This is a genomic window from Variovorax sp. Soil_C_17 (assembly GCF_057657265.1).
Genome location: NZ_JBDGIT010000001.1, coordinates 937,687 through 952,352, shown reverse-complemented (window position 1 = coordinate 952,352; position 14,666 = coordinate 937,687). Strand labels below are relative to the sequence as shown.

Here is a 14,666-nt window from a genome sequence, read left to right as displayed (position 1 = left end):
TCCGGGAAACGATGGCTGGAACTTGCACAGGTCATGCCATCGGCCCACACCCTTGCCCCTGCACGATCTTCATTGGAAAGCTGCCTTGCAAGGCTGAATTCCAAGCAAGCGAAATGCCTTCGTTTCAGGCATTTGTCTTCTCGGCACACAGGGTTTTCCGCAGGGCCGCCCGAGCTAATTTTCAGTGCACCCGTTGCGAAAAACGGTGCTTGGAGGCAACGCCTCCGTCTCCTAGCATTCCTGTCATCACGTCTTCGCCGTCGCATCTTTCGCGACACCGAAGGCCCAGGTCGACGCTCTCATTTTTCTTCTTGTCCCCCACAGCAAAGGAATCTGCCATGGCCCATCTCCGGGACCCCGGTCGCCGCCGCCTCCTCAAGACCTCGCTCCTGGCCGCCGGGCTCGGAAGCGGCGGGCTGCTCTCCATCGACGCCCTGGCCCAGGGCAAGGCGAAGATCAACATGCAGCTCGGCTGGATCGTCGGCGTCAACCAGATCGGCGAAGTCGTGGCCAAGCGGCTGGGCTTCTACGAGCAGGAGGGCATCGACTTCGCCATCCAGCCGGGCGGGCCCAACATCGATGGCGTGGCCATCGTCGCCTCCGGCCGCTACGAGGTGGGGCAGGTGTCCTCCAGCCCCTCGGTGATGCTGGCGGTGTCGCAAGGCCTGCCGATCAAGTGCTTCGCGATCGGCGCGCAGAAGCATCCCTTCACCTTCTTCTCGCTGGCCAAGAACCCGGTGCGCAAGCCCTCCGACCTGGTCGGCAAGAAGGTGGGCATTCCCTCCACCGCGGCCATCCTGCTGCGCGCCCTGCTGGCGAAGAACAAGATTCCCGAGAAGGACGTCAAGGTCGTGACCGTCGGCTCCGACATGGCGCCGCTCCTGACCGGCCAGGTCGACGTGGTCACCGGCTGGCTCACCAGCACGACGGCGCTCAAGATGCTGGGCCCCGACCGCGTCGACCTCACGCTGTGGGACGCCGGCGTGCAGCTCTACGCCCTGCCCTACTACGCCTCGACCAAGACGCTGGAAACGCAGCCCAAGGTGATCGAAGCCTTCGTGCGCGCCACGGCGAAGGGCTGGCAGCACGTGCGCGCCAACCGCGACCAGTCGGTGGAGCTGCTGGTCAAGGAGTACCCCAACCTCAAGGCGGAGGACGAGCGCGTGGCGGTCGACGTCATGCTCGACTACAGCTTCGGCGGCCTCGCGCAGACGCAGGGCTGGGGCGCGATGGACCCCGCCGTCTGGCAGCAGCAGATCGCGACCTATTCGGAGCTGGGCCAGTTCACCGCCCGCACGCCGAAGGTCGAGGACGTGATCACGCTCGATGCGCTCAAGGCCACCACCGGGCTGCGCATGGGAAAGGCCTGACCCCATGGCCGCCGTCATGAGCGCCACGCCGGCGATCTCCTGCCGCGACATCGGCATGCGCTTCTTCACCGAGCGCCGCGATGTCACGGCCATCAAGAGCCTGGACCTCGACGTCGCCCAAGGCGAGTTCCTGACTTTGCTCGGCCCCTCGGGCTGCGGCAAGTCCACCTTCCTGCGCGTGGTGGCCGACCTGCTCGAGCCCAGCCGCGGCCGCATCGAGGTGCTCTCCACCAGCCCGATGGCCGCGCGCAAGAACCGCGATATCGGCTTCGTCTTCCAGGACGCGGCGCTGCTGCCCTGGCGCACCGCGCTGCAGAACGTGGAGCTGCCGCTGCAAGTGGGCGGCGGCGCCAGCCGCAAGGGCCGCCGCTCGCCGAAGGAGCTGCTGGAGCTGGTCGGCCTCAAGGACAAGGCCAACGCCTGGCCGCACGAGTTGTCGGGCGGCCAGCGCCAGCGCGTGTCGATCGCGCGGGCGCTCGCCAGCGATCCGAAGATCCTGCTGATGGACGAGCCCTTCGGCGCGCTCGACGAGATCACGCGCGACCGGCTCAACGAGGAGATCCGGCGCGTGTGGAAGGAAACCAGCGTGACCATCCTCTTCGTCACCCACAGCATCCACGAGGCCGCCTTCCTGGGCCAGCGCGTGCTGATGCTGGCGGCGAATCCGGGCCGGCTGCGCGAGATCGTCCCGGTCGACATGCCGGAGGACCGCACGCTGGACATCCGCGAGACCCCCGAATTCGTACGCCTCACTGCCCATCTGCGGCGCGTGCTGGAAACCTGCTGATCGAGGCCCAAGCCATGACCACTTCTTCCATCGACGTGAGCAGCGCCTCCGCTGCCGGCCTCGCCGCGCCCGACACCGAGTACCAGGCCTGGGCCACGGCACGCCAGCGCCGCCTCTGGCGCCGCCGCCTCCTGCCCGCGCTGGGCATCACCGGCCTGCTCGTGCTGTGGTGGGCGGTGATCGCGATCTTCGACGTCAAGCCCTTCATCGCGCCCTCGCCCTGGGCGGTTGTGGAGACGCTCTACGCCAAGCGCGCCGTGCTGCTCGACAACCTGCTGCCGACCGCCATGGAGGCCGCCGGCGGCTTCCTGCTGGGCAACCTGGCGGCGATCGCCATCGCCACGGTCTTCGTCCACAACAAGACCTTGCAGGACATCTTCTTTCCGGTCGTGCTGATGTTCAACGCCATCCCGCTGGTGGCCAAGGCGCCCGTGCTGGTGCTGATCATGGGCAACGGCATGGAGCCCAAGATCACCATCGCGGCGCTGGTGTGCTTCTTCCCGACGCTGGTGAACATGGTGCGCGGCCTGGAGTCGGTGAACCCGCAGGCGATGGAGCTGATGCGGGTGCTGTCGGCCAGCAAGACGGAGATCTTCTTCCGCCTGCGCCTGCAGAACTCGCTGCCCTACCTGTTCTCGGCCCTGCGCATCGCGGCCTCAATGAGCGTGATCGGCGCGGTGGTGGGCGAGTGGGTGGGCGCCACGGTGGGCATCGGCGCCATGATCCTGCAGGCCACCTTCAACTTCGATTCGCCGCTGCTCTACGCCGCGATCGTGATGAGCGCCACCTTGTCGGGCCTGTTCTTCCTGCTCGTCACCCTCGCCGAGCGCTGGATCATCAGATGGCAGCCCGAAGGCCAGCACTGAACGACCTCGACGGCGCCTCCTGCGCCGCCAACTCTCGAAATTTTTCTAGGAGATTCCTATGAGCCGTATCGGCGACTGGATGCAAGAACCTGCGCACGACATTCGCGTCGCAGCCGAATCGGATGTGGTGGTGGTCGGCGGCGGCCCCGCCGGGCAGGCGGCGGCCGTGGCCGCTGCGCGCAACGGCGCCAGCGTGACCCTGCTGGAGCGCTACAACCACCTGGGCGGCCTGGCCTCGGGCGGCATGGTGCTGGTGCTCGACGACATGTGGGACAGCCACCTGCGCGAAATCTCGGTGCGCGGCATCTGCCTCGAGATGATCGAGCGCATGGCCGAGCGCGGCCTGGCCGAGTACCCCAAGCAGAAGGACTGGGGCAGCCTGCCCGAGTCCGTGCGCCGCTGGAAGCGCTGGGGCACCTTCGACTTCCACAGCAAGGACAAGCCGCACCCGATCTGCTTCGCCGCCGCCTTCGACCCCGACGCCTTCAAGCGCGCCTCGCTCGAGATGGTGCAGCAGGCCGGCATCAACCTGCGCCTGCACTCGTGGTTCTCGCGCACGCTGGTGGAAGACGGCCGGGTCAAGGGCGTGGTGGTCGAATCCAAGAGCGGCCGCGAAGCCGTCCTGGGCAAGGTGGTGATCGACGCCACCGGCGACCTCGACGTGGCCGCCTCGGCCGGTGCGCCGCACATCAGCGGCGCCTACATCGTCACAACCGTGTTCCGCCTCGGCGGCGTCGACACCGACGAGGCCGAGCGCTTCGAGCACGAGGAGCCGGAGGCCTTCGCGGCGATCGACCGCGAGGTCAAGCACATCCTGGGCGGCGCCTGGGATTCGTGGTGGCTCAAGACGCCGCTGCCCGGCGTGGTGTGGTGCAACTGCCCGCACATGGCGGGCCTGGACGGCCTCAAGGTGGCCGACCTGACGCGCGCGGAAGTGCAAGGCCGCGCCACCATCCACAAGGTGATCGAGTTCATTCGCGCCAAGCTGCCCGGCTTCGAGGATTGCTACCTGGTCGACCTGGCGCCGCAGACCGGCATCCGCCAGACCCGCCTGCTGGAAGGCGAGTACGTGATGACCAAGGAAGACGTGGCGCAGCGCGCCCGCTTCGCGGACAGCGTGGCGCGCGGCCGCGACTACTACTACCCCTTCCGCAGCCTGGTGCCGCGCAGCGTGGAGAACCTGCTGGTCGCCGGCCGCCACTACTCGTCGACCTCGGCCGCGCAGAAGATCTCGCGCGAGATCCCGCCCTGCATGGCGATGGGCGAGGCGACCGGCACGGCGGCGGCGCTGGCGCTGGACGCCGGCGTGGCGGTGCGCCACGTGGACATCGCGAAGCTGCAGCGCACGCTGCGCGCCCAAGGCGCCGACCCCGGCGACCAGAAGGGCCCGAACGCCGACACCCCGGCCATGGCCCGTTCCTTCGCGGAGGCCGCATGATCGATTCGAACGCCAACAACAACCTGCCGCTGGCCGGCATCCGCGTGATCGACTTCACGCAGGTCATGATGGGCCCGGTCTGCACCCAGATGCTGGCCGACCACGGCGCCGACGTGATCAAGATCGAGCGCAAGGGCGCGGGCGACCTGAGCCGCTCCACCTTCGCCCCCGTGGCGGGCGAGGACAACCCGATCTTCTGCAGCCTCAACCGCAACAAGCGCAGCGTCGAGATCGACCTGCGCGACGCCGCCCAGATGGAGCTGGTGAAGGCGCTCATCGCCGACAGCGACGTGGTCTGCAACAACTTCCGCGCCGGCGTGATGGAGCGGCTGGGGCTGGGCTACGAGGACTGCCGCCGCATCAACCCGCGCATCGTCTACGCGGTGGGCACGGGCTTCGGCGAGACCGGGCCCTACGCGCACAAGGGCGGCCAGGACGTGCTGGCGCAGGCGCTCACGGGCGTGATGGCGCGGCGTGCCGACGCCACCGTGCCGGTCTCGATCTACCCCACGGCGCTGGCCGACTACACCGCCGGCATGCACATGGTGCAGGGCATCCTGTTCGCGCTGCTGCAGCGCGAGCGCACCGGCGAAGGCCAGAAAATTGCCGTCTCGCTCTACAACTCCATGCTGGCCATGCAGATGCAGGAGGCCGCGATGGTGATGATGGAGGACTCGGAGGTCAACTGGGCCGCCATGCCGCTGTCGGGCGTGTTCGACACGCAGACCGGGCCGCTGGTGCTGGTCGGCGCCTTCAAGGCCAATCCGCTGCGCGACATCTGCGCCGCGCTGGAGATCGAAGACCTGTCGCTGGACGCGCGCTTCGCCGATCTGACCGCGCAGTTCGCGAACAAGGCCGCGCTGCACGCGATCTTCAGCGAGCGCTTCGCCAGCCACACGCGCGAGCACTGGCTGGCGCGACTGGAAGAACAGGACCTGCTGTCGGCGCCGGTGCGCGACATGCGCGAAGCGCTGGTCGATGCCCAGACCCTGCACAACGAGATGATCCTGGAAGGCAGCTCGCCCTCCGGCCGCAGGCTGAAGTTCATCGCCAGCCCGATCTGCATGTCGGGCGCGCAGGCCGATCTGCGACGCGCGCCGCCGCGGCTGGGCGAGCACACGGAAGAGCTGCTCGCCGAGGCGCGGGCCTTGATCGAGGAGGCCGACGCATGAGACGCACGGCCGCTCCGAAGGCTCATAGAACCGTAGCCGAAGGCGAAGGCGAAGGCGAAGGCGAAGGTACTCCAGTGACACGCCGGGCCGCTCCCCAGCCGAATCGCGGCGCAGCACGCCGCGCGGAGGTTTCCCGATGACCGTTCTCTTCAACGTCGCGGACCACGTCGCGACCGTCACCATCGACCGCCCCGAGGTGCTCAACGCCGTGGACACGGCCACCGAGGCCGAGCTGCTGCGCATCTGGGACGAGATCGAGCGCCGCGACGACGTGCGGGTGGTGGTGCTCACCGCCACCGGCGAGCGCGCCTTCTGCGCCGGCGCCGACCTCAAGAACACCTCGAAGCTGAAAGGCGTCGAGTACTGGGCCGCCGCCCGCCCCGGCGGCTTCGGCGGCATCGCGCTGCGCGAGACGCTGGACGTGCCGGTGATCGCGCGCGTCAACGGCCTGGCGCTCGGCGGCGGCCTCGAGATGGTGCTGGGCTGCGACCTGGTGGTCGCCTGCGAAGAGGCGAGCTTCGGCCTGCCCGAGCCGCTGGTGGGCCGCCTGCCGCTGGATGGCGGCATGGTGCTGCTGCAGCGCCAGATCGGTTTTCGCCATGCGATGGGGATGATGCTCACCGGCCAGCGCATCCACGCCCGGCGCGCGCTCGAGATCGGGCTCATCAACGAAGTGGTGCCGCGCGCCGAGCTCGACACCGCCGTCGAGCGCTGGGTGCAGCAGATGCTGGCCTGCGCGCCGCTGTCGCTCAAGGCCATCAAACAGGTGGTGCGGCGCACCGGCATGCTGTCGCCGTCGGAGGCCCACGGCCAGCGCCTGCCCGCGCTGATGGCGGCCCTGCGCTCGGAAGACGCCGACGAAGGCGTGCTGGCCTTCCAGCAGAAGCGCAAGCCGCAGTGGCTGGGCCGCTGAGCCGAGCATCGCACCAGGCACGGCCATGGCCCACGTCATCACCACCGCCTGCATCGACTGCAAGGACGGCGCCTGCGTCCCCTGCTGCCCGGTCGATTGCATCTACGAAGGCGCGCGCACTCTGTACATTCACCCGGATGAATGCATCGACTGCGGCATTTGCGTGTCCGCCTGCCCGACCCAGGCGATCTACGAGGAGCATCGGCTGCCGCCCGGGCTCACGCACTACATCGCCATCAACCGCGAGTTCTTCGGCGCCGAGGTCAGCGGCCTGGGCTCGCCCGGCGGCGCCGAAGGGCGGCGCCTCGCCTGCGACCATCCGCGCATCGCGCTGGAGGCGCCGGGCGCAGCGGCCGCGGGGTAGCGGCGAGGCCTTCTGCGGGAGGGTGCGGCCATGCACGCCAGCATCCTGAAGTACTTCATCGAGGTGGCGAGCTGCGGCTCGGTGCGCAAGGCTTCGGAGCGGCTGTTCGTCGCCGCCAGCGCGGTCAACCGCCAGATCCACAAGCTGGAAGACGAATTGGGCGTCGAGCTCTTCGACCGCCTGCCCAACGGGCTGCGGCTCAACCCCGCCGGCGAGCGGCTGCTCAAGCATGCGCAGGAGACGCTGCACCAGTTCCAGGTGATGCGCACCGAGCTCGATGCGCTCAAGGGCGAGCGCACCGGCCACGTGAAAGTGGCGGCGATGGACTCCTTCTTCGAGGAACTGCTGCCGGCCGCGGTGGAAGAGTTTCTGCAGGTCTTCCCCGCCGTGACCTACACCATCACCTCGACCCAGCCCATGGAGGTGCCGCAGCTCGTGATGTCTGGCCAGGCGGACGTGGGCCTGAGCTTCGTGGGCCGGCTGCCCGGCGGCGTGAAGGCGGTGAGCCTGGCAAATCTGCCGATCGGCATCGTGCTGCCGCCGGGGCATCCGCTCGCCAAGCACGACCGCATCGCGCTGAAGGACTGCGCGGGCTATCCCTTCCTGCGCTCCAGCTCGCACCCGGTGATCAGCGCCTCGCTGTCGGCCGAGTTCGCGGCCTTCTGGGACGACATGGAGCCGGCCGCGACCTGCAACTCCACGCCCCTGCTCAAGCGGCTGATCATGGGCGGCAAGGGCATCTCCTGCTTCTCCAAGATCGCCTTCATCGAGGAACTCAAGCGCGGGGAGCTGCTGTGGCGGCCCTTCGCGCTGCCGGCACTGAATCAGCTGCTGGTGGGCATCGTCGTGCCGACGCAGCGGGCGCTGCCGCATGTGACGCAGAACTTCGTGGGGCGGATGGCCAGGCGCTTGACGCAGCTGGAGCTGACTGCAGCCGCGTTGTGACCTTGCTTCCTCCCCTCCCCGGGAGGGCTGGGGCGGGGGCGGGCGCGGCTTCGCGATGGATGCGCCCGGCGCCCCCATCCCGGCCTTCCCCCGGAAGGGGAAGGCGCAAAAACCGGCGAAGGGAGCCGGCCCGCGGGGCTTCGGCTGACAGGCAGGTCGCCCCCCGGGGCGCCAGAATGGGCTCGGCGGACCCCGTGCGAACCTGCACGGCCCGCATCAGGAGGCGATCATGAAACTTCGGACTCTGTGCCTCGCGCTGGCGTCGCTTGCGCTCTCGGCTCTTGCTGCCTGCGACCCCAAGCCGCAGCCACCAAAGGCGCAGGCCACCTCACTTGCCGAGGTGGTCGCGCACGTCCTGCACTGAGCTGCCAACCGCGGCGACGGCCAGGCGAAGCTCGGTCTCGCTCACGCCGAGCGTCTCGGTCCAGTAGTCGACGTCGGTCGGGTCGGTGACGTCGATGATGCGCACGCTCGCCACATCGTCGGCAATCGATGGAATGAACAGGCGGGCGGGGGAGGAAATGGCTTCTCGCATGGCAGTGTGTGGAGGGTTTGGGAGGTGGTTCCTGAAACGCAGCCTGCCTGCTCCCCGAGCCCGGCCTCGTAGGAAAAGCCTGCATCGTCCTACCCGCGAAAGGCGGACGCACACCGCTCGGGCGGGCGTCAGGCGTACCGCGCCGCCACCTGCGAACTCGACAGCCGCCCCGACATCGCCCGCCGCGCCGACTCGTACGCATCCCAGTCCGCCTCGTCCTGCAGCGACGGAATGGTGACCGCCTCCCCCCGGTCCAGACCCACGAGCGCAGCGTCGACCAGGTTCTCGGCCGTCATCACGATCTCGCTCGGCAGATGCTGCACCGGCAGCCCGGCGATGTCCCAGAACTCGGTGGCCGTCGCGCCGGGCAGCACCGTCTGGATGCGCACGCCCTTGTCGGCCAGCTCGTGCTGCAGCGAATGCCCCAGCGCCAGCACGTAGGCCTTGGTCGCGCCGTAAACCCCGTTCAGCGTCTCGGGCGAGATGGCAACGATGGAGGCGATATTCACCAGCGTCGCGCCCTCGCGCTCGACGAAGGCCGGCACCGCGGCGTAGGTCAGGCGGGTGAGCGCATTCACGTTGAGCGCGATCATGTCTTCCATCTTCCCGATGTCCGATCCGAGCAGCGGCGCGGTCGCGCCCAAGCCGGCGTTGTTGACCAGCATGGTGATCTTCTCGTTGCTGCGCAGCACGTCCTCGACACGCGCCAGGCCCGCCTTGTCGCTGAGATCGGCGACCAGCGTCTCCACCTTGCGGCCGGTCTCGCGCGTCAGCCGCTCGGCCAGCGCCTGCAGCCGCTCGCGGTTGCGCGCGACCAGGATCAGGTCGTGGCCGCGGCGCGCCAGCCGGTCGGCATAGACGGCGCCGATGCCGGATGAAGCGCCGGTGATAAGGGCGGTGCCCCGGGTGTTTGCTGCAGTCATGGCGTCAGGTCCTTGGGGGATGCGGGGTTCGGGGCCGTCGAACGACCGACGGGCTGAACCGAAGTGTGCTCCGCGCCGCTTTGTCCCGAATGTCATATTTCCCACGTTTCGGGACATGCTGACTCATTGACCTGCCGGCCGGCCCCACGTACCCTGCGGCCCATGCGACGCATCGGCATCCTCGTCTTCCCCGGCTTCCAGATCCTCGACCTCGCGGCCATCGCCGCCTTCGAGCTGGCCAACATGCAGCTCGGCCAGGCGCACTACCGCGTCGAAGTGCTGTCGGAGCACGGCGGCCTGGTCGCGAGCTCCAGCGGCGCGGCGGTCGACTCCCGGCGCTTCACCACCGCCCGCTTCGACACCCTGGTGATGACCGGCGCGCTCGTCGCCATCACCATCACCCCCAAGGTGTGCCGCTTCCTGCGGTCGGGCATGCGCCAGGCGCGGCGCGTGACCAGCATCTGCACCGGCGCCTTCGCCCTGGCCGAGGCCGGCCTGCTCGACGGCCGGCGCGCCACCACGCACTGGGGCTTTGCGCAGGAGCTGCAAAAGCGCCATCCGCTCATTCAGGTGCAGCCCGATCGCATCTTCATCAACGACGGCCCGGTGTGGACCTCCGCCGGCATGACTGCCGGCATCGACATGGTGCTGGCGCTGGTCGAGCAGGACCTGGGCGCCGAGATCGCGCGCGCCGTCGCGAAGAAGATGGTGGTCTATTACCGCCGGCCGGGCGGCCAGTCGCAGTTCTCCGCCATGCTGGAACTGGAACCGCAGTCGGACCGCATCCAGAAGACCCTGGCCCATGCCCGGGCCCATCTGCGCGAGCCGCTCTCGGTCGAGGATCTGGCCGATGTCGCGCACCTGAGCCCGCGGCAGTTCAGCCGGGCGTTCAAGGCCGAGACCGGGCAGTCGCCCGCGCAGGCGGTGGAGAACCTGCGGGTGGAGGCTGCGCGCACGATGATCGACGCGGGCGAGCTTGCGCTGGGCGTGGTGGCGCGCGAGGCGGGTTTCGGGGACCCGGAGCGGATGCGGCGGGCCTTTCTGCGGACGCTGGGGCAGCCCCCGCAGAGCATCCGGCGCAGCGCGCGGCTGATGGCTTGAGCTACCTGCGGCAGTCGCCGCCCATGTTCACGGTGCCGTCCCTGCACTCCGTCAGCATCGGCTCGTTGCGCTGCCGTGCGGGCGCGGGCGCAGGCTGCTGCGCCGGGCGGGTCGCAGAGACCGCGCCATGCGTCGGCCCCGGTTCGTACACGATCTTCTTGGTGCCCAGCTCGCAGGTGCCGACCACGCGCCCGCCGGCATGGGCCGCGGCGTCCACCGTCGTCAGGGTGAACTGCGTCACGCCGCCGGCGCGGATCTTCGCGTCGATCTGGGCCATCAGCGCCTCGCAGCCGGCGGCCTGCGCATGCGCCGCGCCCGCGAAGACCCACAGCGCCGTCGCGGCAAGGAAACGACTGGTGGTGATCAGGATCATGCGTAGTTCGTGATGCGTCGTCGCGGGTAGGAGGTCGCGGCGAGGCGGCTCAGCAGCTCCAGTTCGCGCGCCTCTTCGGCTTCTTTCAGGCTCCTGGCGGCGCGCTGCATCACGTACTGGTGGAACAGCGCCTCGACCGACGCGTGCCATCGCGCGATGCTGCCATCCGCCGGCAACTCGGGAACGGCAACGCCGTTGCGGCGCAGCAGCAAGGCCTTCTGGGCAGTGTCGAGCATTGGAATTCTCCGGGGTCGTCGCGGTATCCGGAGCAATCTAGCCAAGGCGCGCGGCCGCGAACATCGGCCGCATGGCCTATGCGCGTGTCGGACAAGATGTCGCATTCCTTCAAGAAGGTGCGGGCGCGCAAGCCTAAGCTGACTGCATCCGCCGGTCATCCGACCGCCCGGGGAGTGAAGGAGAAAGAACATGTTGGATTTCGAGGGGCGCGTGGCGGCGAGCAGCCGCATCCGCCCCGCTGCACGCCACGAGGCCACGCCGATCGCATCGATCCGCATGGCCGCCTATTCCCAGTACCGCAAGAGCGCCCCGCCGGCCGTCTTCGACGCCTACCTCGACGACCTGCGCCACGTGGAGCGGCCGGAGAACGGCACCGAGCTGCTGGTTGCCGAATGGCAGGGCCGGGTGGTGGGCAGCGTGGTGTTCTACCCCGACGCGGGCCTGCTGGGCATGGGCCTGCCCAAGGGCTGGGCGGGCTTTCGCAAGCTCGCCGTGCACCCGGATGCGCGCGGCCGCGGCCTGGGGCGCCGCCTGGCGCAATACTGCGTGGACCGCGCCCGCGAACTCGGCGCGCTGACGCTGGGCATCCACAGCTCGTCGTTCATGACCACGGCCTGCAAGCTGTATCACCACATGGGCTTCACCCGCTGCCCCGAACACGACCTGCGCGCCACCACCATTCTGGGGATGGCACCGTCGGAGGATGACGTGGCGGTGATCGCCTTCCGCATGAACCTGCGCGGTTTGGCCCCCTCCCCTTCCGGCGGAGGGATGGGGTGGGAGCACGCGGCGCATCCGGCAGCGCACCACGCGAAAGCCGCGCCGCTGCCGACCTTCATCCCTCAGCAGCGGCCACCCTCCGCCCTTCCTGCGTAATCTCCCTCACCACCACCCCTGCCTGCGGCCCACCACCCCAAGGATCGAGCGTGACCTGCATCGCGGCCTTCACGAGGCTGGCCTGGATCAGGGGGCGGATGGCTTCGATGTCGAGGTCGTTGGTGAGGACGAGAGGGAGGCGGGAATGGGCGATGCGGTGGAGGAGTTGGATGGGCATGAGACGCGTGGGATCGGGGCCCAAGTCTCATGGACTGCTGCGTTTGAGTCAGCCGTGTTTGAGTCACAAATTGCGCGCCCGCCCTGTTGAAGCGCTGAAGACCACCGCCGTTGAAAAGGCTGAACTCTGCGTTCCCAGTTGCAATGCCCGCTCGACGTTCTACGCAGCAAAGCTCGACCATGCTGCCGAGCAGCCCGGTGTTCGGTCAGAAAGCCCAGTTCAAGTTGACCTTGAACCCATGGTCCTTCAACCCGTCGCCGAACTGGCCCGAGTACGAAGCACCCAGGCTCAGGTTGGGCCGCAGCTGCGTCTCCACGCCCGCTTCCAGCACCGCCACGTTCTTCGCCAGCGGCACGCCCGCGAGCGTGAAGGGCAGGCTGCCGCCGAAGGCATGCGTGCTGGTGGGTGTGGTCTCGCCGAAGGCATGGCGCCAGCCCAGCAGGCCGCGCACGCGCGTGCGCTCGCTCAGCTGAGTGCTCGCACGAACGCCGAGTGTGGAGAAGGTCGCATCGACACTGCCGCCGTCGCCGTACAGCGCAGCCAGGCCGCCGCGCTCGAAGAAGGCATCGCTCTTCACCCGCACATGGGCCAGCCCCGCGAAGGGCTCCAGCGCCACGGTGCCGGCGTCGATGCGGTGACCCACCTCACCGAAGAGCTGGCTGGTGGTGCTGTCGTAACGGCCGAGACGCTGTCGGCAAAGCCGGCGAAGGCCACCGAGCGGCTGGTGTCCAGCTTGTTCCAGCTCTGGCTGGCGCCCAGGCGCAGCGCGGTGGCGCCCCACTGGGTGCTGCCATAGACGCCCAGGTGGTAGCTGTCGGTCCTGGCGCTGCTGTTGCGCGCGTCGGTGTCGGCGCTGGCGCGGCTGTAGCCGGCCAGGCCGCCCACGCGCCAGCCCTCGCCCACGCCGGTGTCGGCACCGACGACGAAGCCGCCGATGTCGCGCTTGAGCTTGGCCGCGTTGCCGTTGCCGTCGATGTGGCCCCAGGAGCCGGAGACCTGGCCCCAGGTGCTGCGGGCCTGGTTGTCCGCGGGCGTGCAGTCGGCGCCGGCTTGCTGCGGTTGCTGTTGCTGCTGTAGCTGCTGAGCTGGCGATGCACTGCCGGGCGCGCAGCTGGCCGTGCGCAGCCGGTCGATGGCCGCCTCGCGGACGAAGCGGCTGTCTTCCAGTGCAGCGGTCTTGCTGGATGCGTGGATGTCCACCGACAGCTGGTCGAAGGCATCGCGCGCGGCAAAGTCGCTGGGCAGGAAGGCCACCGCGTTGACCAGGCCATTGGTCTCCGGCAGGCTCTCGAGTGCCGTGGCCACCGCGGCCTGGTTGGGCGAGGTGGCCACCTCCGTGAAGCTGCGCACCTTCTCGGTGTTGAGATAGACGTGCGTGGCGTCGTAGCTGTCGAACAGGCGCACGAACGCGGTCTGGGTGTCGCCCGTGAGGCTGTAGGTGCCGGTGACGCCGCCATCGGCCGTAAGCACGGTGTAGCGGTTGCCGAGCCCATAGCCCGAGCCGGCGGTGCGCAGCACCTGCAGGTTCGCGCCACTGGCGATGCCCGCAGTGCCGCTGGCGTGGAGGAGGTCGGAAGCATTGGAGGCCGGGTCGACTTCCACCTGGTAGGTGGAGCCGGCCGCTTGCGTGAAGTTGCCGTTGACCGTGAGGGTGCCGATCGAGTTGCCGGGGGCGACGGTGCCGGCGACGGTGGTGCTGCCGACGGTGCCAGAGCCTTGCACGCGCCCCGCGCCCAGCACAATGAGCGTGCCGCCGAGGGCGCCGTTGACTGCGAGGGTGCCGGCTTCCACCGTGGTGGTGCCGGCGAAGGCGGCGCTGTTGCCGCCGAGGTTCGTCAGGCCGGCTCCGATCTGGCGGATCGCACCTGCGCCCAAAATGGTGCCGTCGACGTCCATTCGGTTCGAACGATTGAAGACCAGGGTGCCGCTGTTCGTGATGTCACCCAAGATGGAACCCGAAGTGCCGCCATTGCCCAGCTGCAGCGTGCCGCCCGAGATCGTCGTCCCACCGGTGTAGGTGTTGGTTCCCGTCAGCACCTGCTTGCCGGCCGCAAGCGCGAAGCTGCCGGTGCCCGCGATGGCGCCGCCGAAGTTGTCGGCGGCAGCGGTCAAGGTCAGGGTCTTGCCGCCGAGCATGACCGTCCCGTTGCCCGACAGGCGCCGAATGCTGGAGCCTCCCGCACCCACGCCCGAGATGTCGAAGGTTCCATCGGCCACCACGCCGCTCGATGCTGCGATCGAGCCGGCGCCGGCGAGGGCCAGCGTGCCCGAGGCGATGGTCGTTGCACCGGTGTAGCTGTTCGCCGCCGTCAGCACCGTGGTGCCCGGACCTGCGTGGGTGACAGCACCGGTGCCCGAGATGAGGCCACCGAAGGTCACGACATCGGACCTGTTGAAAGCCAGCGTTGCGTTGTCGACGACATCGCCAACGATCGAGCCCGAGGTGCCGCCATTGCCGAGTTGCAGGAAGCCGCCATGGATCGTGGTGCCCCCCGTGTAGCTGTTGTCGCCGGTGAGCACCATCGTGCCGCCATTGACGGCCAGGGCCGTGCCGCCGTTGATCGCGCTATCGATCTGCGCGGTACCGG

The 14,666-nt window shown here is 68.9% G+C and carries 15 protein-coding genes and 1 pseudogene; 10 read left to right on the top strand and 6 right to left on the bottom strand.

All coding sequences use genetic code 11. The features are described 5' to 3' along the window. Positions 1-338 precede the first annotated feature (338 nt). The 8 genes from AC3A6Y_RS04535 to AC3A6Y_RS04500 all read left to right on the top strand — a co-directional run bounded on the left by AC3A6Y_RS04535 (position 339) and on the right by AC3A6Y_RS04500 (position 7,855). Complete coding sequence (locus tag AC3A6Y_RS04535; protein ID WP_487867036.1) at positions 339-1,370, top strand: ABC transporter substrate-binding protein; 1,032 nt, start codon at positions 339-341, stop codon at positions 1,368-1,370. Positions 1,371-1,374: 4 nt separating this feature from the next. Continuing rightward, on the top strand, positions 1,375-2,157 hold the full coding sequence (locus AC3A6Y_RS04530; protein ID WP_487867035.1) for an ABC transporter ATP-binding protein: 783 nt from the start codon (positions 1,375-1,377) through the stop codon (positions 2,155-2,157). Between the two features lie 14 nt (positions 2,158-2,171). Beyond that, the gene (locus AC3A6Y_RS04525; protein WP_487867034.1) at positions 2,172-3,023 is read left to right on the top strand and encodes an ABC transporter permease; all 852 of its coding nucleotides are present in this window, start codon (positions 2,172-2,174) and stop codon (positions 3,021-3,023) included. A 58-nt stretch (positions 3,024-3,081) separates the two neighbouring features. Continuing rightward, the gene (locus tag AC3A6Y_RS04520; RefSeq protein ID WP_487867033.1) at positions 3,082-4,461 is read left to right on the top strand and encodes an FAD-dependent oxidoreductase; all 1,380 of its coding nucleotides are present in this window, start codon (positions 3,082-3,084) and stop codon (positions 4,459-4,461) included. Further along, the gene (locus AC3A6Y_RS04515) at positions 4,458-5,633 is read left to right on the top strand and encodes a CaiB/BaiF CoA transferase family protein (RefSeq protein ID WP_487867032.1); all 1,176 of its coding nucleotides are present in this window, start codon (positions 4,458-4,460) and stop codon (positions 5,631-5,633) included. Before AC3A6Y_RS04520 ends, AC3A6Y_RS04515 begins: the two co-directional genes overlap by 4 nt. A 136-nt stretch (positions 5,634-5,769) precedes the next feature. Further along, the gene (locus AC3A6Y_RS04510; RefSeq protein ID WP_487867031.1) at positions 5,770-6,546 is read left to right on the top strand and encodes an enoyl-CoA hydratase-related protein; all 777 of its coding nucleotides are present in this window, start codon (positions 5,770-5,772) and stop codon (positions 6,544-6,546) included. A 25-nt stretch (positions 6,547-6,571) separates the two neighbouring features. Then, complete coding sequence (locus AC3A6Y_RS04505; protein ID WP_487867030.1) at positions 6,572-6,910, top strand: 4Fe-4S dicluster domain-containing protein; 339 nt, start codon at positions 6,572-6,574, stop codon at positions 6,908-6,910. 30 nt (positions 6,911-6,940) lie between these two features. Beyond that, positions 6,941-7,855, top strand: coding sequence for a LysR family transcriptional regulator (locus AC3A6Y_RS04500; protein WP_487867029.1), 915 nt, complete (start codon positions 6,941-6,943; stop codon positions 7,853-7,855). A 328-nt stretch (positions 7,856-8,183) separates the two neighbouring features. Here AC3A6Y_RS04500 and AC3A6Y_RS04495 read toward each other — a convergent pair whose 3' ends face one another. Beyond that, positions 8,184-8,390 (bottom strand): DUF3606 domain-containing protein, encoded by a 207-nt coding sequence (locus AC3A6Y_RS04495; RefSeq protein ID WP_487867028.1) that lies wholly within the window; start codon positions 8,388-8,390, stop codon positions 8,184-8,186. A 128-nt stretch (positions 8,391-8,518) separates the two neighbouring features. Further along, the gene (locus tag AC3A6Y_RS04490; RefSeq protein ID WP_487867027.1) at positions 8,519-9,313 is read right to left on the bottom strand and encodes an SDR family NAD(P)-dependent oxidoreductase; all 795 of its coding nucleotides are present in this window, start codon (positions 9,311-9,313) and stop codon (positions 8,519-8,521) included. 162 nt (positions 9,314-9,475) lie between these two features. Here AC3A6Y_RS04490 and AC3A6Y_RS04485 point away from each other — a divergent pair, with 162 nt between their 5' ends. Continuing rightward, positions 9,476-10,414, top strand: a complete 939-nt coding sequence (locus AC3A6Y_RS04485) for a GlxA family transcriptional regulator (RefSeq protein WP_487867026.1) — start codon at positions 9,476-9,478, stop codon at positions 10,412-10,414. A 1-nt stretch (position 10,415) separates the two neighbouring features. Here AC3A6Y_RS04485 and AC3A6Y_RS04480 read toward each other — a convergent pair whose 3' ends face one another. Next, positions 10,416-10,787, bottom strand: a complete 372-nt coding sequence (locus AC3A6Y_RS04480; protein ID WP_487867025.1) for a DUF1161 domain-containing protein — start codon at positions 10,785-10,787, stop codon at positions 10,416-10,418. Then, complete coding sequence (locus AC3A6Y_RS04475; RefSeq protein ID WP_487867024.1) at positions 10,784-11,023, bottom strand: hypothetical protein; 240 nt, start codon at positions 11,021-11,023, stop codon at positions 10,784-10,786. The genes AC3A6Y_RS04480 and AC3A6Y_RS04475 overlap by 4 nt, the downstream gene beginning before the upstream one ends. Positions 11,024-11,213: 190 nt before the next feature. On the opposite strand from AC3A6Y_RS04475, the gene AC3A6Y_RS04470 reads away from it, so the two are divergent. Next, a complete protein-coding gene (locus tag AC3A6Y_RS04470; protein WP_487867023.1) occupies positions 11,214-11,900 on the top strand; it encodes a GNAT family N-acetyltransferase in 687 nt (228 codons plus the stop codon). On the opposite strand, the gene AC3A6Y_RS04465 is transcribed toward AC3A6Y_RS04470, so the two are convergent. Beyond that, positions 11,860-12,078: a hypothetical protein gene (locus AC3A6Y_RS04465; protein ID WP_487867022.1), complete on the bottom strand. Its 219-nt coding sequence runs from the start codon at positions 12,076-12,078 to the stop codon at positions 11,860-11,862. The two genes, AC3A6Y_RS04470 and AC3A6Y_RS04465, sit on opposite strands and share 41 nt — an antisense overlap. 268 nt (positions 12,079-12,346) lie before the next feature. Next, positions 12,347-14,601 (bottom strand): annotated as a pseudogene (locus AC3A6Y_RS04460) (autotransporter outer membrane beta-barrel domain-containing protein); the annotation flags it as partial. Positions 14,602-14,666: the final 65 nt, after the last annotated feature.